The 24005-nt window shown below is 53.6% G+C and carries 9 protein-coding genes; all 9 read left to right on the forward strand.

Annotated features, from left to right (window positions below):
• The first annotated feature begins 16 nt into the window (after window positions 1–16).
• The 9 genes from NST26_RS10350 to NST26_RS10390 all read left to right on the forward strand — a co-directional run bounded on the left by NST26_RS10350 (window position 17) and on the right by NST26_RS10390 (window position 23857).
• Window positions 17–7795: an S-layer homology domain-containing protein gene (locus NST26_RS10350; RefSeq protein ID WP_340979098.1), complete on the forward strand. Its 7779-nt coding sequence runs from the start codon at window positions 17–19 to the stop codon at window positions 7793–7795.
• 86 nt (window positions 7796–7881) lie between these two features.
• On the forward strand, window positions 7882–16608 hold the full coding sequence (locus tag NST26_RS10355; RefSeq protein ID WP_340979099.1) for a chitobiase/beta-hexosaminidase C-terminal domain-containing protein: 8727 nt from the start codon (window positions 7882–7884) through the stop codon (window positions 16606–16608).
• A 30-nt stretch (window positions 16609–16638) separates the two neighbouring features.
• A complete protein-coding gene (locus NST26_RS10360) occupies window positions 16639–17328 on the forward strand; it encodes a S1 family peptidase (RefSeq protein ID WP_340954316.1) in 690 nt (229 codons plus the stop codon).
• 166 nt (window positions 17329–17494) lie between these two features.
• Window positions 17495–17857: a LytR/AlgR family response regulator transcription factor gene (locus NST26_RS10365; RefSeq protein ID WP_051478017.1), complete on the forward strand. Its 363-nt coding sequence runs from the start codon at window positions 17495–17497 to the stop codon at window positions 17855–17857.
• Between the two features lie 88 nt (window positions 17858–17945).
• On the forward strand, window positions 17946–19127 hold the full coding sequence (locus NST26_RS10370; protein ID WP_340979100.1) for a MalY/PatB family protein: 1182 nt from the start codon (window positions 17946–17948) through the stop codon (window positions 19125–19127).
• 148 nt (window positions 19128–19275) lie between these two features.
• Entirely contained in the window at window positions 19276–20235 is a 960-nt protein-coding gene (locus NST26_RS10375) for a nucleoside hydrolase (RefSeq protein ID WP_340979101.1), read from the forward strand.
• A 141-nt stretch (window positions 20236–20376) separates the two neighbouring features.
• Window positions 20377–21627: a stalk domain-containing protein gene (locus NST26_RS10380; RefSeq protein ID WP_340979102.1), complete on the forward strand. Its 1251-nt coding sequence runs from the start codon at window positions 20377–20379 to the stop codon at window positions 21625–21627.
• Between the two features lie 171 nt (window positions 21628–21798).
• Complete coding sequence (locus NST26_RS10385) at window positions 21799–22752, forward strand: radical SAM protein (protein ID WP_036725362.1); 954 nt, start codon at window positions 21799–21801, stop codon at window positions 22750–22752.
• 79 nt (window positions 22753–22831) lie between these two features.
• Window positions 22832–23857: a bile acid:sodium symporter family protein gene (locus tag NST26_RS10390; RefSeq protein ID WP_340979103.1), complete on the forward strand. Its 1026-nt coding sequence runs from the start codon at window positions 22832–22834 to the stop codon at window positions 23855–23857.
• The last annotated feature ends 148 nt before the right edge of the window (window positions 23858–24005 follow it).

The raw sequence follows: 24005 nt of genomic DNA on the forward strand, positions 1-24005 counted from the left end.
ACAGGGGGAATACTTGGTGAAGTTGTTGAAACGCACAGTAGCGGTAATGCTCACCTTAATCATGGTATTTCTGTCCACCTCCGAGAGCTTCCATGCTCTCGTCGAGGCGGCCAGCAGTACCAAGACAACCATGATCCAGAATGACTTTATTAAGGTCACCGTGGATAACGAAACGGGCCGCTACGGCATTCGCACTGTAGAGGGTCAACCGATCCGCAAGAACGACAATAATGTAAACCTGCTGTTCCAGGGAGATGACCCGGAGACGTCGTTCACGACGTTCCGGATCGATGGAACGGATTATATCTACGGTAATAAATACAAGTTCGACGCCAGCCACTATTCAGAGACTAGTGCACCTAAAGTGGTGGAGAATTCAAATGGCACCAAGCAGCTGGAGATGATCTGGAAGATTAAAGGCGTAGAGATCAAGCAGATTCTAATGCTCTACACCGACAGCAAGGATGCTGTGAATTCCGGGAATGTCAACATCCGCTATGAAGTGAACAACAAGAGCGGTGCGCAGGTGCAGATCGGCAGCCGGATTCTGCTGGATACGATGGTCGGCGGCAACGACGGGCCGCAGTTCCAGATTGGCACAGCCTACAAGTCACCGCTGCAGGTGGAGCGGAAGCTGGTCCACAATCCGGAGGACGATAAGGGGATTCCCTTTGAAGATAGAGCTTACTTCAAGATTCCTGCTTATTGGGTGATGCGCGACAAGCTGGATCTGACGAATCCTCAGGCAACCAATGTGGTGGCCTACGGCTTCAATAACTTTGCCGAACAGAATATTAATATTGTGGATGAAATGATCGTCGGGCACTGGAACGGCCTGGCGAATACGAAATGGGATTATAAAATTAATCCGAATCTGGACTTCACCAGAGATACCAATGATTTCGGCACAGCGGATTCTGCGGTTGCCTTCTATTGGAACCCGGAGAAGCTGGCGCCGGGAGGCTTCCAGAGCTTCGAGACTGTATACGGTCTCGGTGAGCTGACAGCCCCTGATAAAGTGTTCTCGATCCGTTATGTAGATCAGGTACAGCAACTGGCTACCGAGCCGGTTGAAGGCGGAGGCGTACCGACGAAATATGAGAAAAATGGTGTCTTCGACGTTATAGCAGAAGTAGAGAACCTTCAGGCTTACAATATGGAGCACTCCAAAATTGAAGTCGAGATGACCCTGGAGAGCGGCCTCAGCTTCGTCAGGCAGAATGAAAAGGGAGAAACTGTCCTGGATGCAAACGGGAATCCGGTCCTGGAGAATGCCCGCAGCAAAATGCTAGAGTTCAAAAAGTCAGCCACACCTGATGAAGCGGCGATGGGCATTGAGCCGAAGTACAAGCCGGGTGATGCGATTACCGCTACCTTCCGCGTTCAGGCCAAAGGCAGACCTTGGCCGGTTACCCGGGAGTATATGATTTCCGCGAGAAGCCCGGAAACGCAAGGCAAAATCGAAGGCGTCAAGGATGAGGGCATTAAAGCCCAGTATGAATCGACCCGCACTAATTTCATTCTTTTGCCGCCGGTGGGAGAAGCAACAGCTACGTATTCCTACGCACTAGCACCGGCAGAGCTGTACAGCACAGATGTGAAATATCTGACGGTCAATCTGTCGAATATTGAAGCTTACAATACAGGCAATGCAACGACCGCTCCGAACTTTGACCTGTATCTCAAGAATAAGGCGGATGGTAGCAGGTATAAGGTCAATGTTCAGGATGCAGTGGTGATGCAGCCGACAGACGATGGATTCTCCGGCGCTATGCGGATTACGTACCGCGGCGGTGAGCAGGTGGATTCAGGCGGCAATGTGCTCGAAGCCGGGCTTGGACCGGAATTGCCGCTCGGTGAATACCAGGTGGAGATTGATTACAAAGGCGATGCCGGCGGAGATGAGGAAGTAGCGGCTCTCTATGATATGACAACTCCGCAATCGTTCCTGGTCACTGATAATAACGACACACGAATCCGTGAAGCCGGAGTAATGGCGGTCTACAAGGAAGCTGTAGATATCAGCGGTCTTGCGAACGGCGCTACGGTAAAGGATGAGCTGCTGGATCAGCTGAACTCTCTGTTCCCGGGCAAGCCCTTCAAGGACGGTTCGTTCCTGTACAAGGCTGTTACCGAGTACAAGAAAACCAAGGCATTGTTCGGCGCAGCGAGCAAAGCAGTTGATCCGAAGTTTGATATCAGCGAATTCATGGATGAGGAAGCGCTGAAAGAGACTCCAATGTATGCTTACAAGCTGTTTGCGACAGAAGAGGACTTCGAGGAATTCAAGGAAGAAGCGGAAGCCAAGGACCCGGAATTCGACCGTGAGATTCTGGTTACCGTCCGCGGCATGATCAAGCAGGTCGGCACAGGTGACGAAGAGCAGGTCATCGTGGATACCAAGACAGAACCGGCAATTATTAATGATGCTGTAGCTTATAAAGGTAAGGACCTGTCTTTTGTACGCGGTAAGCTGGATATCTTCGGCAACACCCTTCCCGGCGATCTGCCTTTCCTGGATACCCTGTTCGTCAAGGGTGAAGGAACGCTGAGTGTAGCGAGCAGCGGATTCGTTTTCCATAAAGGAGAATGGACCCTCGACTTCTTCAACGGCTTCAACAAGTCGCTTGGAGAAGAGGACTTCGATCCCACAAAGGATAAAGAAGAAGAAGATAAAGACGATGATGACGATAAGAAGGATGAGAAAGGTAATGACGGCAACCCGGAAGATGATACACAGAACGGCAGTCTGAAATGGGCTGTCGGCGGCGTGGGCGACAGATTGAATCCGCTGCGCCAGATTATGATTGAGGATGTGTACTTCAACAAGCAGTCTCTGTTCGGGGCACCAAGCTTCTCCATTGACGGCTTTGGCTTCTCCTTCAATGACTTCATTCTTAGAGAGAATGGGATTTCCTTCGGAGGCTCATTGTCCCTGAAGATCATTAACTCCGAGATCAAGAATGTCATCTTCAACAGTGCCGGCTTCTATGGCGTCGATGCCTCCCTGGGCTTCGATCTCAATCAGGAGATGGGCTTATTCGGACCGGATAAGAAGAAGGATGCGGATAAGAAAAAAGGTCCGGATGCTCCAAGCGGCAAAGTTACAATTAAGCACGCTGTGCAAGGCGGGGGCATAGGCAATGAATACGGCCTGGAGTTCGCAGCACAGCTGAAGAATATGATGGGCGTGGAGATTGAATTCTCGCTCAAAAAAGTAAAAGACGGCCGGATTCTTCCGGATGTGATTGCCTTCGGGGCAGAGCTTCCGCAGCCGGGTATCCTGGTGACGGGTGCAACGTACCTGACAGCCATCCGGGGAGCAGTACGTGAACTGGCGGACACTATTGCCGGCGGCACGGCAGAGGACCCGTTCCCGTTAACCATTCAAGCAGGCGTAGGCATGCGGTTCGGGATTGCTCCGGCGTATTTCTTCGGCGATGTGGACCTGACAGTGAAGCGTACCGGCCTTAAGGTGGAAGGCAGGCTGGATTTCGCTGCCAAAGCCGATGCGGAGAAAGATGACCGGCTTCCGATGCTGACTAAAGCGCTGCTCGAGGCGCAGTGGGTAACCCCATGGTTCGTGCGCGTGGAAGCAGAGATGGATATCGGCGGATGGGATATCATCATCGGGAAGGCGGGTATCTTCGTCGGACAGAATCTGGAGAAGAACCGCACTGATTTTGAAGGCTATATCAGCTCCAAAGTGCAGATTCCGAACGATGTACCGGTTGTCGGCGGCATGCCGCTGTCCAGTATGTTCCTTGGCGTCAACAATGATAAGGTCTGGGGCAGCATCGGTATTCTGCTGATCTCCTTAGGTATTACTTACTACTGGAGTGGCGGCATTGAATTCGGTACTTCGACCGATCAGCTGCCGGAAGGAATGATCCATCTGGTGGTGGATGATCCAGAGCTTGGACCTCGTCTCATGGTGATTGGTGCGGGCGTGCAGACGCTGGCCACCTCCAAGGTAGCTTCCGAGGAAGAGAATCAGGAAATTATCTACCGTGAGGTAGAAGAAGGCGTCAAATATGTCGAGAACGGATCAATCAATGTCGGTGTAGGCGGCATTACGGTCAAGAACGGTGGCAGAATCCATGAGATTCCAATGGACGGCGTAGCCGGTAATGCCATTATTGAAATGGAGTACAGCAGCAAGGAAATGCCGGAATTCAAGCTGCAGGATGCCTCAGGCAAAAATTATCCGGTGAAATTCGACAACACGAACACTGATCCTACGGCAAATGCTTTTACACAATATATTCCTGCAAGCTATAAAACGGAGAATGGGCCTAAGCTCAGCAGTGAAGTGGATATTCGCAGAGCGTATATCATTATTCCGGAGAATGAAGCCACAAAGGGCGGTACCTGGAAGCTGACAGCCGTCTCGGCGGTTGACACCAAGCTGCTCAACGTTCCTACGCTGCCTACGCTGAATGAAGTCAACCTGGCGAATGACAGCGCGAATGCGAATAAGTTCACAGCCTCCTGGAAAGTTGCCAATGCAGCCGAAGGCGATACAGTGAACCTGTATCTGGCTGAGGATGCCGTGACGAACCGTAAGGAAATGCTGAATGGTCAAGAGATTCTGCAGACAGGTGATCCTGGTATGCTGATTGCCAAGGACGTGCCAGTCGGAGCAGGCGGCTCGGTCAGCGGCGGAATTACAAGCGGCAGCAAAGTGATTGATGTAACCAATGTAACATTGATGGGCAATCCCGAGGATATCCGCGGGCTGCTCAGACAAGGCAACTACTACCTGCGGGCCGAGCTGAAATCCAGCTCGAACTTCGGAACGAAGACTTCCCCGCAACGCTTTGAAATCATTGATCCGCTGGCACCGCAGAGTGTGAGTGAGGTGAAGGTTGAGCCTGCCGGCAACGGATTGTTCTCACTCTCCTTCAAGCCGGGAGCGAAGAAATCGGGACACAGCAGCTTCGAGCACAGCTACGTGGTCGATGCGAAGCTGGATGCTGAAGGCAAACTGAGTGAATATGCTCCGTTTGGAGAGCTTTTGTATACCGAACAGGAGCTTAAGCCTTACTGGAACGCCTCCACAGGCAAATACGAAGGTCTGTTGATTGGCGGCTGGAAGGCTGTATCTACAACAGATGAAGTCTATAAGGGCAGCCTTGAAGGCTCAGTGATTGATCTGAGCAAGGTGAAATATGTCGGTCTGGAAGTGAAGAAGAATTACGTCATCGGCGTCAGTGCCGCAACGGTTCCAACCGAGGATGCCGACAAGCATCAGAACTATCATTATGCCGAGCGGCGTGAGAGCAGCAGCACCTTGCTGCCAACTCCGAATCTGCCGGATCTGACGGTATTGAGTTCATCGGGGACGGTAGATGCCTCCTCCGGGAACTATGTGAACCTGTTAACGAATGAAACGAAGCAGAAGCTGATGCTCTCTTCCAAACAGTCCAATATGACGGTGGAAGCATTCTATGCTGACAAATCCATTGGGACTGTAGCCCTGACGAACAAGGCCGGCGGCGGAAGCGAAGGCACCTTGAATCTAGACCAGTTCCAGACGGACGGTCCGTATGCGATTGAACTGAGAGCCAGAAATACGGTGACCAAGGATATCTCAGTGACCATGCTCTATCTGACGGTAGATACGATCGCACCGGTCCTCTATCTGACGGAGCCGGTAACGGGCGAACGTACCGCACAGGGCGCCGTTCGTGTAGCCGGCACGACAACTACAGGAACTAAGCTGAGTGCAGTTTATACCGTGAGTCAATTACAGTCTGACGGCAAATACAAAGACAAGGTCATCTCCAAGGAGCTTACGGTAGATCCGAAGACGGGAGATTTCAATGGAATGGTGGAAGTGAATTCTGAGGAGCCTTCAGTGGCGCTAAGCATTGTCGCAACTGACGATGCGACCAATCAGAACACAGCGGTTGTGGATATTACCAATGCCGGCTTCAAAGTACCGGTTGCTCTCGTTCTGAAGGGAGCGGAGACGCTGACGCCGGGTGCGGCAGGCCAAATTCAGGCCTATCTCAAGGTGTCGGATGGCAAGGACGGGAACGGCAAGCCGAAATTCAAGGAAGAGCCGATTACTGGCAAGGATCTGGCCAATCTGACTTATGAAGTTGCCGTAGGTGATGCAGTGTCATTGCTCGCAGACGGCAGTGTTACCGCACTTGCCACCGGCTCCAGCCTGATTGAGGCAGAGTATAAGGTGTCCGAGGGTGTTACGCTTAAGGGCATGCTTGCAGCAACCGTAGCTGTTCCGGATACGAAAGAATTAGGTACTGTACAAGCCGTATCTTCTCCGATTGGCGGAGACAGCAACCATACGAAGATTACGGTGACTTCCGCCGGAGATATGACTGGACAGCAGATCGCTTACAAGGTCTTCTCGTCCAACCCGGTGGAACTGAAAAAGGATGACAATGTAAGCTCATGGAGTCTGCTTCCGCTTGATGGTATCGTTACAGCCCATCCAGGTGCTATCGTTGTGGTGGCCAAGCGTACCTCCCTGGACAAGCTCGTAAGGGCATCCGGCAGTGTTCCTGCATCGGTCTGGACCAGCAGCGGTTCAGGCGGAGGAGGCGGTGCTGGCGGAGGCGGTGGCGGTGGCGGTGGTGCCGTACCGGGAGTTGTTGAAGAACAAGCACCGGAGCAGGCAGCTCAGATTACCGTCAACGGCCAGGCCGCGACAGCAGAGTGGGATGGACTTACTGCGATCGTACACATTACGGATAAAGAAGCTGTAGCAGGCAGTGAACTCACGGTAAGCTCCACCGATCCGAATGCCAAAGCATTCAGTATCCGTGTAGACCAGAGTGTGGTTCAGCAGCAGCTGAGCGCGAAGAAGAAGATTGTGATTGAAGTTCCTATGGGCCAATTGATCATTGCTCCTGAGAATCTTGCAGGTGTGACTGCCGGACTTACTATCGGCATCGGCGGTAATAGCACTGTTGACCAGCAGGCGATGAAGGCAATTGCCGATCAGCAAGGCTTCACGCTGATGGCGGCAGGCCAAGGTGTAACGGTTAACGTTAATCTGCCGAAGAGCAGCTGGACACCGGCGCTTGCAGCCAAGATTGCCATTCCTGCGCCGCTTGCGGGCAAGGAAATTACAGCTATGGTGCTTAAGGACAAAGACGGCAACTGGACAACGGTACCGTGGAAGCTGGACAGCAGCGGTACGGCAGTGAATGTACAACTGACCGGTGAAGGTAGCCTCTTCTTCATCCGCAACCAGAAGACCTTCAAGGATATGCCTTCAGGCTGGGGCAAGGAAGGCATTGCGGCTGCATCCGCCAAGCTGTTCGTTCTAGGGAAATCTGCGGATCTGTTCGATCCGGCAGGCAAAGTGACCCGGGCAGAATATCCAACCATTCTGCTGCGCGTTGCAGGTCTCATGAACAAGCAGGCAGCTTCGGCAGGCTTCAGTGATGTCAGCGGCAGCAGCTGGTATAACCGCAGTGTCTCCATTGCCGCTGAAATGGGTATTGTTACCGGACTCGAAGGCGGAAAGTATGCGCCTAAGGATACGCTGACAAGAGTTGAAGCGATGACGATGCTCGGAAGATTGCTGAATCAGGTCAATCCGGGCAGTGAACTTAGCGAGGCTGAAGTCACTTCGATCCTCAGCAGCTTCACTGACAAGGGCAAGGTTCCGGCATGGGCAAGACAAGCAGTGGCAATGAGCATCAAGAACGGCATTATTCTCGGGGAAGGCAACAAGGTGAATCCGTCCAGTCCGCTTACGCGTGAGCAGGCGGCAGCCATTGCCATCCGTCTGGATCAATTCATTACAGCTAAGCAATAACAAGGATGTGCCCGTTCGCTCGTAAGCGGGCGGGCACACTCTGCTGGGAAATCCTTAAGTCACAATACTATTCAGGTGGTGTCAACATGGCTTTGAAGCGAAGATCATGGATAGGTTATCTTATAGCACTGGCGGTAATTGTCGTTGCCGCAGTTGCCGGAGGCATCATGGCCAAGGCTGATCCGCAGACCTGGGACAGCACGGCCGATACCAGTTGGTACGTGCCGACGAATGATACTTTCAAAATTAACAATGCTAGAGAGCTTGCTGGTGTAGCCAAACTCGTGAATGAAGGCACTGTAAATGGACTCAGCGGTAAAATTATGGAGATTACGGACGACCTGGAGCTTTCTGCTTACCAGTGGGTGCCCATCGGTACGGCCGAGAATCCCTTCCGGGGAACTTTAATCACGGAAGGCGGATTAATCAAGAAGATTTACGGTTTGAACGTAGTGGCGAACCGTTCATACCAAGGCTTGGTAGGGAATATGCAAGGCGGTACATTAGGCGGCCTGAGTTTTGAATCAGGCACCATCTCTGTGACCGGAGTAACCTATGATGTCTATGCCGGCTCTGCCGTAGGTAAAATGAGCGGCAGCAGCATTGTGTTTGACATTACCAACAAGATCAATATCACTTCGGACGCTTCCCCGTATCACTCCTACACGGGCGGTATTGTCGGGATGGGCGAAGGGATGATCTCGAACTCAATCAATAACGGAACCGTTACAGCGTTTGGTTCAGCCGATGTGGGAGGAATTATGGGCTATGGCGACTCCAGAGGCATCATCATCAAAAAAATAGTCAATAATGGTGCGGTTCTTGCCCAGGGGACGGACAGCTCCGTGCTTACCGCAGGCGGGATTGCAGGTCATACCACAGGACCGCTCAGTCTAAATGATGAAGACACTCCTATCATCAATACGGCGGCGGTTACCATCGCTGGCGGGAATCAGGTTGCGGCAGGCGGGATTGTCGGTAAAGTAGACAATACCATCGTGTTCTCCAACATGACTACCAATAATGGTGCAATTACCGTTAATGCAGCAACGGCAGTGAACTCGGCAGCCGGGGCGCTGGTAGGTGCGACAGGAACAGTAGCCAGCCGTGAGGTTTCCATTACATTTGTGAATACGGCGCCGGTTACCAATAACGGTGGCAAAAACGTATATACTGGCGGCATTGCCGGATATACGGGCAGCAAATTCACCTGGACGCATCCTTATGTGAATACACAAAAGATTACAGCATCAGGGTCAGAGAATGTAGCTACCGGCGGATTCGTCGGATACGCCGCAGGCGGTCTGGTCACCAGCAACGCTACAGCGGGAGTATTCGAGAATAAAGAGCTGATCTCGGTTAACGGCGGCACAGGCGTCTACACCGGCGGGATTGCCGGTTATGATGCAGGCGGGAACATCACCCAGACCTCTTCAACAGGCGAGCTGAAGGTTAAAGGGACTGCGGATGTATATACCGGCGGTACCGTGGGTTACGAAATCGGCGGAACCATTGCATCATCAGTGACCGGCAAGACGGAAGGGCAACATCTGGCAATCACTTCCGATGGTACAATCGGCGGAATCGTTGGCTATCTGGAAGGAACCTTGAATAATTCTTCTATTAAATATGCTACACTGCAGGTTACTTCGGCAGGCGGTATTATCGGCGGGATTGCCGGTAACGCACAGGGTACAGTAAGCGGAGTTACGGCCGGAGATGCTGAATCGGCAGGCTACAGCACTTTGGTGCTTCAGGCTGCAGTAGCGGATGCGGCAGACGGGCAGGACAATATCACGTTCGGCGGACTCGTGGGTGTGAACAACAAGCCGTTGACGCTGACCGGCGGTAAGGCCTCGCGGATCAGCTTCCTGAATGAAGCCGGAAGAAGCGGGTACACCATCGGCGGCGCCGCTGGCAAGCTGACGGCGGATGCGGTCATCGGATCTGCAGCCGTGCCTGTGCAAGTGCAGGATCTCCGCACAGAGCTGAAGGCTGATAAGGTAAGCTTCGGCGGCGGTGCAGGGCATAACTCGGCTGCCCAGTTCAACGGGCACACGAATCGTATCGAGATTAAGGCTACAGGCGCTACAGTAAAAGCTGGCGGCATGTTCGGTGAGAACCATTCAGCCGCAGCCGCTCCGTTCAATCATGCGGAGAATGTAGCCATCACCGCGAGCGGTGCAGATAACCAGCTTGGCGGGAATACCGGATTCAATGCCGGACAACTGGTGAATGCTACCGTAACTCAGCTGTCTATTGAAGCCAGCGGTGTGCGTGCTGAAGCCGGCGGGATTGCCGGACATTCGGAAGGAACAGAGGCTCCTGCCACACGAGCAGGAATTACTTCAGCTGTACTGAATGTTCCCGGAGCTGACCCGATGATTACGCTGACTGCGGCGGATGCCAAAGCGGGAGCGATCGTTGGAGCAGCGGCAACGACAGATATTACAACGCCGGAAGTGAACGCGCAAGACGGTGCGCTGATGCTCATTCAGGCGCAAGCGGCGAAGCCGTCTGTCGGCGGCTTGGCAGGTACCCTTACGAACAGCAGCATCAGCAGTGACAGCAAAGTGGTCAATGTGGAGAATATGCTGATTCTGGCAGGGCCAGCGGCTACAGATGCCTATGTTGGCGGGCTTGTAGGCTATAATGAATCCTCCAGGCTGGAACGTCTGGCAGGTTCAGCGGTGAGTCTGACCCTTAATGCACCGCGCGCTACTGCGGGCGGGGTGGCCGGATATAACCACGGCAGTGCTACAGGTATTATTGTGGACACTTATATCAGCGGTCTGAATCTGAAGGCTAACAACGGGGCAGTGTCCTCGTATGCCGGGGGGATTGTCGGCCTCAATGCGGCTCAGAGTATTGACCCGGTACTCAATCCAGTGACCTCGGTCAGCACGATTCAGAATACCCGGACACTGGGTACGGTCTCCGCTACATCCGCCAATGCCATTGTGGGCGGTATGGTTGGTGAGAACCGCACGCTGATTGCCAACAACAGCATTACCGATAAGATCTCGGTGATCGCAAGAGGCAATTCCTCCATCATCGGCGGTCTGGCCGGTGTGAATACAGCATCGGGAACACTCTACTACACGTATTCCAATGCGAACCTGACCATTGAAGGAACAGGTACACATGCCGGGGGATTAGCTGGCAGCAATGCCGGTGCTGTCATTGGCTCTTATGTAGATATTGATGTGACAGGAGATGCTCAAGGAACCTCGGGCGGTTCCGTTTACCTGGGCGGACTCATCGGCAGAAATACAGCCGGTACGGTGGAGCAATCGTATTCTGTTTCCAAGGTTACCGCGAAGAACGTCTACACCATTGTCGGCGGTCTGATCGGAGAACTGTCCGGCGGAACGGTCAAGAATTCCTATGTAGCGAAAAGTGTTAACGCTGCGAACGACAATTCTTATGCGGGCGGCTTCGTTGGCCGAATTACAAACGGTAAAATAAGCAACGTCTACTCAGCAGCAGAGGTTAATGCAGACGAGAAAAAGACTGCTTATGCCGGCGGCTTCGCCGGACGTTACGATAATGCAAGTAAAGAACTGCTCTATAAATCCTACTATATTAAAGATGAAGGACTGAATATCAACCGCGATCTGCCTGATTTCGCAGAGGGCAATCACCGCTGGCTGAATGTGCATGTCCGGCTGACCACCATTCTGTCAGAGACACTGAAAGACAGAACGGTATTCCCGGGCTTGTCGGGCTGGGATTTCGAGGGAGCCTGGAAATACGGCTCGCTCAGTGCGGCCTACCGTTACCCTGAAGTCAATCGCATTGCCAATACCGGCGGCGGAGACAACGGCAATAACGTAAATGCCAATATTAACTGGTACACGAAGGATAAGGATGCGATCGGCTTCGAGATCACCTCGGAGGCTGAGCTGGCCGGTCTGGCGGGAATTGTCAACGGCACCATTGCCGGTGTAGAGCAATTCAGCTTTAAGGACAGAACCGTGACTGTGATGAATCCGGTCCATATCCAATCCAAGCAATGGGTACCTATCGGTGATAAGGAAGTCAATCCTTTTGAAGGAACATTCGACGGGAAAAGCCAGCTGATCGATGGTCTGACCCTGCAGCCTGTCTATACGCATTCCGGGTTGTTCGGAATCATTGGAGCGAATGCTACAGTGCAGAACATGAATCTGGAGCCGCTCACGGTTGCCGGCAACGGCTACACCGGCGTTCTGGCCGGAACGAACCTGGGTACAGTCAAGAATGTGGACCTTAAGCTGCTGGACGGCGTGAAGGTCAGCGGCGGGATTGTCGGCGGCATCATCGGCCAGAACTCAGGCAGTGTTGCCGCTCTGCAGCTTACGCTCGACGGCGGAAGCCGGATTGAGACGGTAGCTGAAGGCGGCATCGCCGGCGGCCTTATCGGCGACAACACAGCGGATATTACAGCTGACACTTATGTCATCCACGATAAGGATGGCAGCATCGGCAGCGCGGCTGACCATGCCGTTATCGGCGGAATTATTGGAGTTCAGAATGGTAATGTGACTGGTCTGGCCCTTGAAGTGAATTCCAGATACCGGATTTCCTCCACGGGAATGGAAGCCACGGTTGGCGGACTGGTTGGACATTACCAGACAGGTCAAGCTGAAGGGCTGACCGTAAGCTTTGCAGACGGAACTCTGGAAGCGCGGGGGCTTGGCTCCATCCTTGGCGGTATGATCGGTCAATCCGATCAAGGGAACAGCATCCGCAATGTAATAGTAACCGGCTCCGGAAGCGGCATACAGCTGACAGCTAATGGTACGGCTGGCGGTGTTGTGGGCGCGAAGGAAGGCAGACTCGGCGGAATGCTGACCCGTTCTGTGGATAACGGCAACAGCTTCGATATTGAACATGCAGCAGTATCAGGCGTGAAGCTGGCTACAACAGGCGACAGCTTGAAGGCTGTGCTCGGCGGGATTGCCGGATCGGCTTCCCGGACAGCAATCAATGACGCCCGGTTCAAGGCTTCTCTTAGTGCCGCAGGTGAAGTAATCACTGCCGGAGGTATTGTGGGAGAGAGTGATAACTCCATCATCTACAATGCAGATTCGTCACCTGAGCTTCAAGCTGCGGCGAAGAGCGGTGAGGCCACTGTCGGCGGGATCGCCGGAACGATCTCAGCCCAGGATATTAATCAGGGCTTTGATTTTGGTAAGGCATATCCGCTGTATAAAGGGATCTACATCGCTAAGGTTCATGATGGACAGATCACAGTCACCGGAACAGACCATCGTGCTGACCTCTATGCGGGCGGTCTGACAGGCAAGAATACGGATGCTTCCATCTATAGCTCCGAGGTTGCCTCAGGTCTGAAGGTAACCGGCGGCAATACCGTGAGTGCAGGCGGAGTTGCCGGATACAGTAACGGTATCATTGTGGATACCATTGTCAGAAGCGGTGTGAACGCAGATAACAGCAGAGTAATCAATGCCGGCGGGCTTGTCGGCTGGGGAGACGGCGGCGAGATTCATTACAGTAAGGTGATCTCCGGCTCCGGCCAGTCCATCAACGTCGGATCAGCAGTTACTCTGGGTGAATCAGTACCGAATACACGCGTTGGCGGAGTGATCGGTATGGCCGATCATGTCCTGATTACGAATACCCATACGGATATTCCGGTAGTGATTGCAGATACCAATCAGGATAACACGATGTATGCAGGCGGCTTTGCCGGACTCCTGGGTGAGAACGGTACACTTGCCGGACAGATTCAGAAGTCTTATGCCACAGGCAAGCTGAATGTCAGCGGCAGATTAGGCTCCTATGTCGGCGGATTCGCCGGGTCTGTAGATCATTACTCGATCACAGATTCCTATGCCTCCGGTGACATCAGCAATACCGGCTTCGACACACGCAGCGGTGGTTTCGCAGCCTCCGTGGAGCGAAGCGGCAGCATCAGCAAGTCTTACGCTTTACAGAGCAAGATTTCTACTGTCGGGGTGAAGTCCTCGACCCGTTCCTATAATGGCGGCTTCGCCGGATATAATGACGGAATGCTTACTAGTGTGTACGCGAATGTGCCGCAGATTAGCGTTAAAGTTGCAGGGGACAATGTCTCCAAAGGCGCACTGGTCGGCTACAACTTCCGGGACGGCAAAATTCTTAGCTCATCCTATACCGGCACACTGGATGCTGTAGGCCGTAATTCGGGTGCAGCCGCAGCTGCCGTAAGTACAGCAGCAGTTGATCCGCTGACTTCAGGACTCTGGAGTATCGACTATGATACTACCTTCCTGAACGACCTGACGGATGGGGCCATTACTGTACAGACTCCGCTGCAGCTCGCGGGGGCAGTCATGTTCTATAACGAGACAGGACTGAATTATTACAAGCTGTTCAACAGAACGGCTGAGAACAAGCCGGAGCTGACAACGATTTTGCTTGGTGCGGATATCGATCTTGCCGGACGCTACTGGACGGCATTCGACAGCTTCACGGGTGTGTTCGACGGTCAAGGCCATACGTTAAGCGGACTTTCACTGAAAGCCTCCGGCCAGCAGACCGCCGGATTCATCAAGGATAACCGTGGCCAGCTCCTGAATGTGAACTTTACCGGAGCAGAACTCTCCGGTGCAGTGAATGCAGGTATTGCTGCTGGAGTCAACCATAAGGGTGCAGTCATCCAGAATGTGAAGGTCAGCGGTTCCGTGGCTGCCAGCGCTGCCGCAGGCGGGGCAGCTGGTGTGAATCAGGGCACTCTGGAGAAGGTCACGAATGAAGGAGTGAAGCTTGCCGGAGCAGGCCGGATTGGCGGAATTGCCGGAAGCAACGCTGGTGTGATTCACCAGGCTGTATCGAAGGGCAACATTGATGTATCATCTGCACTGGCCGCAGGCGGAATTGCCGGTGAGAACAGTGCAGAAGGCTCCATCACTGAATCGCTGGTCTATGGCGATATCCGTGTAGCTTCAGCCCAGGCGATCGCTGGCGGGATCAGCGGACTGAATGCTGGAGAGATCAAGAACAGCTACTCTGCCGCCACGGTCCTCGCCGAAGGCATGTCTACTGCATGGGCTGGCGGTATTGCCGGTCTGGCAGAGAGCGGGTCGATTATTACTTCCCTGAACACCGGAGAAGTGAAGGCTGGAGTGAAGGGCAAGATTCAACCGCTGCAAGCCTTCTTCGGCGGGATTGCCGGACAGAAATCGGACAATGCCACGATCAGCGGCTCCTTGTTCAACAGACAAATGCTGAAGAATAATATTGCGTACTACAATCTGAATGGCCAGGCAGTGTCTGGCAATAACAGCAGTGCCATGGGGCTGCCGGGTGCAGAGCTTACTGGCGCGAATCTGCCGGCAGGCCTGGATGCCGGAATCTGGACAGCCCGGAACACATTCTATCCGCTGCCTCAGGCCTTTAACGGAACAAATGAAGGGACTCTGGCTTCAGCCGCTGTTATCCTGAACTCGCAGGATCTGATTAACCGCGTGGGTTCGGCATTCCACATGAGCAGCGGCGGAGCACTCTCCTGGAGCGCTGATCCGTCCAAGGCTGTAGTGAACGGTACAACCGGCAGCCTGATATCAGGTGGCAGTGCAGTGCTGAAGGCAACCGCTGGAGGACAGAGCAGAAGTATTGCTATTAATACCGCTGCATTCCAGTACCCGAGCGCAGCAGTTGCACCAACTGCAACTCCTGCAGATAAGAATTTCACTACTGAAGTGAAGGTGGAGCTGGCAACAGGCGAGCAGGGAGGAAGCATCTACTATACACTGGACGGTACAACACCTACAGAGACCTCCCAGCTGTACAGCGGACCTATCGATCTTAAGAGCACAACAACGGTTAGAGCCATTACGATTGTATCCGGCAAAGAGTACAGCCCGGTTGCAGCCTGGACCTGGACGCTTGTAGTCCCTAATCCGAGCCCTAATCCAAACCCTGGTACCGGCAATGGCGGCGGTGGTGGTGGCGGTCCAATTGCTCCGCTTCCAAGCCCGACACCTGCACCGGCAGCTCCGTCGATCACAGCGGTCGCTGGAACATCGACAGTAACTGGTGACAGTGAAGCTCCGGTCAAGATCGCTAAGAACAGCAAGCTTGCGCTGAAGGCTCCAGAAGGGCAGACGATCTATTACACAACGGACGGCAGCATTCCGACTGCCAAGAGCACGAAGTATACCGGTGAGCTGCTGATTACCAAGAGCATGACGGTCAAAGCCATTACGGACAAAGACGATAAAGTCATTACCATCGAGTATGCGGTGGAGAATGCGAAGTACAGCCTGAAGAGTAACAGCGGTGAGATCAAGTATATGGCAGCCTATCCGAACGGTCTGTTCATGCCGAACGCAGCCATCACCAGGTATGAGCTGATCCAGTCGCTTGCACCGCTGCTTGACATGGAAGAAGTGAATGTAGGCAATCTGTTCAATGATGTCAATGCCGAGAATGAAGGACTGACCGGATTCTTCGCATCGGCCGGCATTATTGAGGGCTTCCCGGATGGCGGATTCGGCGGAACGAAGGGCTTAACCAGAGCCGAGTTCTCCAAAATCATGACAACTGTGCTGAAGCTTGATGTAACTGAGACAGGCGTAACGAAGCAGAAGGACCTGAAGGGACACTGGGCAGAGAAATATGTCAATGCCCTGTCGCAGGCAGGTTATGTGCAAGGCTTCCCTGACGGAACCTTCAAGCCGGGAACACCGATTACCCGTGCGCAGGCCGTAGTGCTGATTAACCGGATTGCCGGCACGAAGAAGCTGACGGTAACGGCTGTACAATTCAAGGATCTTCCGGCTACCCACTGGGCTTATAAAGACATCATGTCGGTTGTGAAATAACAGAAATTCATAAGTGAAGGAGATCGGCGGATGAAAACAAAGCTGCTTGCCGTAAGCCTGGTCCTCTCATTGATCTCGGCGATACTCTTCTATTCCGGCCCCACCAGTGCGGATACACCTGAGGCGTACAACGCTGAACAAAGCTATGGAATAGCGAGTAAGGCGATCTTTTATCTGCGGGTGCTGAAAAGCGACGGTACTGCAAGCTCCACCGGAACAGGAGTGATCCTGTCTCCGGCCGGTACTGCAGCAACGGCGTATCATGTGGTCAAAAACGCACAGCGCATTGAAGGAGTCATGGCGGATGGAACGGTGATCAGTCCGATTAAAGTCACGAAGTCCGACGAGTTGAAGGATGTGGCCATTCTTGAACTGCCAACTCCTGCTGCGATGAAGCAAAAGGATAATGCCTATGCTTTTCTGCCGCTGCGGGGGGACAAGCTGAGACATGGTGAAGCGGTGTATGCCCTGGGCTATCCGCTCAAGAATACAGCGATCATCACGGAGGGGATTGTGAACACTCCGGCAGCCGACATTAACGGCAGAAGCCGGATTCTGACCTCGGCCCAGGTGGCAAGCGGAATGTCCGGTGGTCCTCTGCTGGATACGCATGGCGAGCTGGCGGGTATTATCTCCGGTTCCCTGCGGACGATGACTAACATTCATTTGATTGTGAATACGGAGGATCTGCGCAGCCTGCTGCCAGCTTCCTTCAACTAAAAGCAATACCAGAAGCAGCTTACACTTGAGGCTGCAATATAATACCGACTATGGCTGTCCTCAGGCGTTTCTTGGCAAACGCGGGGACAGCACTTTTTTTACAAACAAGAATGTATAAGCAGCTCGATGATCGTAATTCACCCCTATGGAAGGAGGAGGAACCCATGTGATTACGGCCTATTTGCTGGATGTGAACCAGAACGATCTATTCAAGCTGTCATCGATGCTTCAGCATACTGGCAAGGTGAATGTGATCGGCATGTCTGCTTATCCCGACAATGTTGTGGACCAGATTGTCCTGCTGCAGCCCGATGTGCTGTTTCTGGATCTTCAGCTGCCCGGCCATCAAGGAGTCGTTGTAGCCGAGCTGGTGAAGAAAAGGCTGCCGGATATTCAGATTGTGGTGGTCACAGAGACGAAGCAGCATGCCCTGTGGGCCTTCGACCAGGACATTGTGGATTATGTGCTGAAGCCGCTGGAGGAGGTCCGGCTGGGCCAGTCTCTGGAACGGCTGCGCAAGGGGAGCTGAAGCAGGCTGGCGGACGGAATCAGGGATGCCGGATGTTGTCTGCCCATGGTACAATGTACGGACAAGTAGAAAGGATGGGTGATTTTAGTTGAAGTATGATTTTAACCGTATCATTGACCGCCGCAATACCCGTTCCTACAAATGGGACCAGTCCGAGAAGCTGTTCGGAGACAAGGAGATTCTTCCGCTGTGGGTAGCAGATATGGACTTTGCAAGCCCTCCTGCGGTACAGGAAGCGATTCTGCGCCGCGTACAGTCAGGAATATACGGCTATAGCGTGACGGGCGACTCTTACAAAAAGGCGATTACCGGCTGGTACCGCAGACGCCATGACTGGGAGATTCAGGAGGAGTGGATCTCGGATTCTCCGGGGATTGTAACCTCACTCAGCCTGTCGGTGGAGCTGTTCAGCTCGCCGGGAGATCAGGTGATTCTGCAGTCGCCGGTCTACTATCCTTTCTATGATGTGATCCGGATGAATGACCGCAAGGTGGCGGTGAATCCGCTGAAGCTGGAAGCAGGCCGTTATGTCATGGATTACGTTCAGCTGGAAGAGCTGATGGCCGGCGGCGCGAAGCTGTTGCTGCTGTGTAATCCGCATAATCCGGGAGGCAGAGTGTGGGAACGGGAGGAATTGCTGCTTCTGGGCGAGCTATGCCTGCGGTACGGGGTAACCGTGATCTCGGATGAGATTCATTGCGATATGATCATGCCCGGACACAAGCATATTCCGTTCGCTTCCCTGTCACCAGAATTGTCAGACATTACGCTGACTACACTGGCGGCTACCAAAACCTTTAATCTGCCGGGGCTGCAGACCTCGTATATCGTCACCTCCAGCCCGGAGCTGAAACGGAAGTTCGACTATAAAATTAAGACGCTCAGCCTGCATATGTCGGCGTTCTTCTCGCCGGAGGCTGTGGAAGCGGCGTATAACGAAGGCGGAGAATGGCTGGATGAGCTGATCCTGCATATTAACGGCAATGCTGACTACGCCATCTCCTACCTTGCCGCGCATCTTCCGCAGGTGAAGCCGATGCAGCTGGAAGCCACCTATCTGCTGTGGATCGACTGCCGGGCGCTCGGACTCGATGCTGACGGGCTCAAGCAGCTGATGTACCGCGAGGCTAAGGTAGCATTCAACGAAGGGTCTGTGTTCGGTGCGGAAGGCCAGGGTCATCTGCGGATCAATCTCGCCTGCCCGCGCTCCCTGCTGACTGAAGCGCTGGAGCGGTTCGTCAAGGCTGCGGCTGCTTATGTGAAGAATTAAGGCTTAATAAAGAATCCGCTGGCTTATGAAGCTGGCGGATTCTTTGTTGTGTGGAAACCATATTGAGCCGCAGGTAGCCCCATGTTAAGATGAGCAGTGCGACTAAGCCGAGAGAGCAAAGTAAATATAGAGAGTGGGAGAGATAGAGATGAGCAGCAGCAATACGACCCGGATAATTATAGATTGTGATACAGGAATAGACGACGCACTGGCCATATTGTACGCGCTCCGGGCACCGGATGTTGTGGTAGAGGGGATTACGACGGTGTTCGGCAACATCGATGTGCAGCAGGCGGCGGATAACACGCTGCGCCTGCTTGAGCTTGCGGCTCCGGGCTATGAAATCCCGGTAGCGCTCGGAGCTTCCCGGGCACTGGTACGCGAGCTGACCGGCTTCTCCACCCATGTTCACGGGGAGAACGGCATTGGCGGCGTTCAGCTGCCGCCCTCCCGGCAGGTGCCGGTTCAAGAGACGGCAGCAGAGTTCATTGCGCGGATGGCGGATACGAATCCGGGAGAACTGGTCCTGGTGACGCTCGGACGGCTGACGAACCTGTCGCTGGCACTGGATCTGGACCCGCAGCTGACCTCCAAGCTGAAGAATGTAGTGGTTATGGGCGGTACGGTATATAAGCCGGGCAACGTCACACCGGTGGCCGAGGCCAATCTGTGGGGCGACCCGGAAGCGGCTGACCGTGTATTCACCTCAGGGCTGCCTGTAATGATGATCGGGCTGGATGTGACGCTGCAGACGCGGATCACTTCAGAGCATGTGGAGCTGCTGAAACGGCATGGACGGGAAGAGAATAAGGCGGTCATCGAGTTTATGGAAGAGTCGCTTGCGTATTATTTTAAATTTTACCGCGAGGCGAACTATCTGATTAACAGCGCTCCGCTGCATGATCCGCTGGCCCTGATGGCTGCATTGCAGCCGGATCTTGTAACCTGCCGCCGGATGAAGGTCCGTGTAGAGCATCAGGGGGCGTTCACCTCGGGTATGGTCGTAGCAGACTTGCGGGCACAGCCCAAAGAAGGAGAATTCATCGAAGTGGCTGTAGAGGTGGATGCTGAACGGGCTGTCGGTGTCTTTTTAAGCGTGTTCATGTAAGTGTAAGGAGAACCCCGGACGGATGAATCTGCGATGGTTACAATACCTTCATTTGCTATATTTATCTAGTTTGCTAGAATAGTAGAGGATGTAAGGTTGAGAGATTCACAATCTATCTTAGAGAATGGGGAACTAACTTATATGAAGCATTTGGCCAAAATAGTATTATGCGCAGCGATCTCACTCGGCAGCCTCTCGGCGCTTCCGGCAAGTGCGGTCCATGCGGCACCTGCGGGTGTCAGTATCATGCTGGACGGTTATCCGCTGCCGTTCCCGGTGGAGCCGGTGATGATGAACGGAACGACTATGGTGCCCTTCCGCGCCATCTCTGAAGCCCTGGGGATTCAGGTGGAATGGAATCAGAAGGCCCGCAAAATCACGGCCACCCGGAAGGACGCAGCCAGCGCCGCTCCAACCGTCGTGGTCCTGACCCTTGGCAGCAAAAATGCCGTGGTGAACGGAACAGTGGTGAAGCTGGAGGTCGCACCGCAGGACATCCGCGGAACCACGATGCTGCCGCTTAAGTTCTTCAGCCAGCAGTTCGGAGCGGCAGCCTCCTGGGAGCAGGCGTCCAAGACCGTATCCATAACTTCCCCGAAGCGGGATATGTATACCTTGGGCTTCTACGCACAGAAGGCCTACAGTGAGGTCTCGCTTATTCCAAGCTTCGATGCGGTTGCCTTTGGCTGGGCAAGGATCGACAAGGACGGTCAGTTCACAACCACCGGTAAGGATTTCTGGTGGCCGGAGGCTGCAGGTGATGTAACGCCGGAATCGATTGTGCAGAATGCGGCAGCGGGAGGGACCGCTCCCTACCTGATGGTCTATTCCAGTGACTCGTCACTGGAGCTGAGCAAGAATCTGGAGGACGCGCAGCTCCAGCAGCAGACGATCGCCAGTATTGTCGATTTGGCCACGCAGAAGGGCTTCAAGGGCATTGGACTGGATCTGGAAGGGCTGGGACTGACGGGGGATAAGGCGCTGGTGCAGAGCCAATATAACGCTTTTGTCAAAAATCTCTCTACAGCCGCCCGCGCCGCCAGCCTCAAGCTGACCGTCATTCTGCATCCGCTGAACAGCTCTTACAAGGGGTATGATTACAAGACGCTAGGGACACTTGCCGACGATTTGGTTATCATGGCTTACGCCTATGAAGGGGAGACCGGGCCGGAGCCGATGAATAAGGTCGATGAGAGCATCCGGCTGGCGCTTGATCAGGTCAGCAAGGACAAGCTGATTCTCGGGATATCGGTCTACAGTGAGAACGAAGACTCCGTCAATGCCAAGATCGGCCTGGCTAAGCGGTACGGCCTTAAGGGGATTGCGATCTGGCGTCTGGGGATCATCGGCCAGCCGGTGCTGAACCGGATGGGAGAAGCTGTCGAGCTATAGCAGGTACATCTATCTTAATGAAGACTGCTGTATGGTGAGCCTATAACCGTGCAGCAGTCTTTTTGCAAAGATCAAATATCAAATGTCACATTAACCTCGCGGGCAAACCTGTATAATTCTATAGTTGACCTTAGAACAGATGGATTGAACAACCAAGGAGGACTATAGAAGATGAGCACGAAATATAAAGCGTTGGAACTGGATAAGCCGATGACTTACGAGCTGGAAGGGCTGGAAGTCGGCGTGACCTCGAACTGCAATTTCCGCTGTGATTACTGCTGCGCTTACAATAGAAATGACGGCCAGACCCTTGACGGTAAGGAGGTCATCCGCATTCTGGAGGAGCTGCCTAATCTGAAGCGTGTCCGGCTCTCGGGCGGCGAGGTTACGCTGAAATTCCAGGATTGTGTGGAGATTGTGGCGTACTGCTCTTCGCGCGGCATTCAGACCCAGCTCAACTCGAACGGCAGTCTGCTGAATGAGGAGCGGATCGGGCAGCTGGTGGACGCAGGTCTGACGACGATTCATATTTCTTTTAATTTCACCACGGCTGAAGGCTTCTCGCGGTATTATAATATTCATCCGAGTGTCTATCACAAAATCAGAGAGAACATCACTATGTTCGCCAAAACCAATGTCAATGTGGTGCTGGAGACACTTCTGTTCAATGAGACGCAGGATCATATGCAGGAGATCAGCGAGCATGTCTATTCGATGGGCGTAAGAACGCATGAAATTCAGAATAGTATTATCATGGGACATACCGGCTGGAAAGCGATTGCCGCCCGCGAGCAGTTGAAGAATGCCGTCAATGAGCTGATTGCGCGGAAGCCGGAGGATACCACTCTCTACTTCACTTGTATGGACCGGTTCATGGAGGCGATGGGCTTCGAGGAGCAGCCGGGCGTTTACTTCCCGCATTGTATCGAAGGGATGAAGCAGCTTCATCTGCACGGCAACGGCGACATTCTGATCTCCGAGCTGTGCCATCCGGTCATTATCGGCAATATTTATAACGGAACGTCACTTAAGGACTTGTACAGCAATATGCCGGCACCGTTGTCGGACTATCTGGAGAAACGGCCTTGCCCGGCGCTGGACGCCTTGTTCCCGCAAGGGGTATAGTTCCCTTACCGGACCTTGCAGCAGAGACAGTCAGTGCAGCAGAGTATAATGGCATAGTTCACACAGGGGGTTGAAATACATGCTTGGTGCAGTAAGACGCGGATTAGTATCTTCCAATACAGTGCTGGAGCGGATCATGCCGCTGCTTACACCCGCAGCCATCGTGGTTGGCGTACTGAATGAGGCGTCGCTGCTTCCGTTAACGTGGCTGGTGCCCTGGATCTTCGCCGGGATGACGCTGATCGGCAGCCTGAAGTCAAGCTTCCGGGATCTGTTCACCGTGCTTGCCAGGCCGCAGAAGCTGCTCATCCTGCTCATTATTCTGCATATCGTCATGCCGTTGATCGGCTGGCTGGCAGCGATGCTGTTTTTTCCAGGCGATCCTTATACGGTTACCGGTTATGTGCTGCTCTTCGCCATTCCGACCGGAGTGGTCAGTGTAGTCTGGGTATCGATGCATGGCGGGAATATCGCCCTGACTCTGGCGCTGATCCTGATCGATACGCTGCTGTCGCCATTGATTGTACCAGCTACGCTGTATCTCCTGATGGGGGCAAGCGTGCAGATGGACGCCGGCGAGATGATGCGGGGCCTGCTCTGGATGGTCGTCCTGCCTTCCGTAGCAGGGATGCTGCTGAATCAATTCACTAAAGGCAAGATCAGCACTGTCTGCGGGCCTCCGCTGGCCCCGTTTGTCAAGGTGGGCTTGTTCACCGTGGTCTCCATTAATGGGGCCAGCATTGCCCGGTATCTGAAGCATCCGGACGGCCAGCTTGCTCTGATCATTGCTGTAACCTTCGTTACTGTTGCCCTCGGCTATGTTATTGGAGCCGTAGTCTCGCGCCGCCTGCACTATGATCATGCGAATGCTGTAGCCGTTCAGTTCAACTCCGGTATGCGCAATCTCAGTGCGGGAGCGGTGCTGGCGGTGCGGTATTTTCCGCCGGCAGTGGCCCTGCCTGTAATCTCCGGGATGCTGTTCCAGCAGATTCTGGCTGCCTGCTCCGGCATGTTCCTCCGCAGCAGGGCCAGACGCCTGCAGCAGGCCCGTTCGGCAGCAGTGCTGCCGGGTGCCTCAGCTTCGCCGGACAGCCCGGGCATGTAGTAGAATACCAACTTCATAGGCGGAATGCGAACCCGCTTTTCCTTACTTATCCGCTGAGTGCGGTTGTTAAGGAGGGCGGTTTTTTTACTATGTAAGAAAATAGATATATTATGTTATCATTCGACAAAAATCGATATTTTTTCTGAAA

Source organism: Paenibacillus sp. FSL R7-0128 (assembly GCF_038002245.1).
In the GTDB taxonomy this organism is placed as follows: Bacteria; Bacillota; Bacilli; order Paenibacillales; family Paenibacillaceae; genus Paenibacillus_AQ; species Paenibacillus_AQ silagei.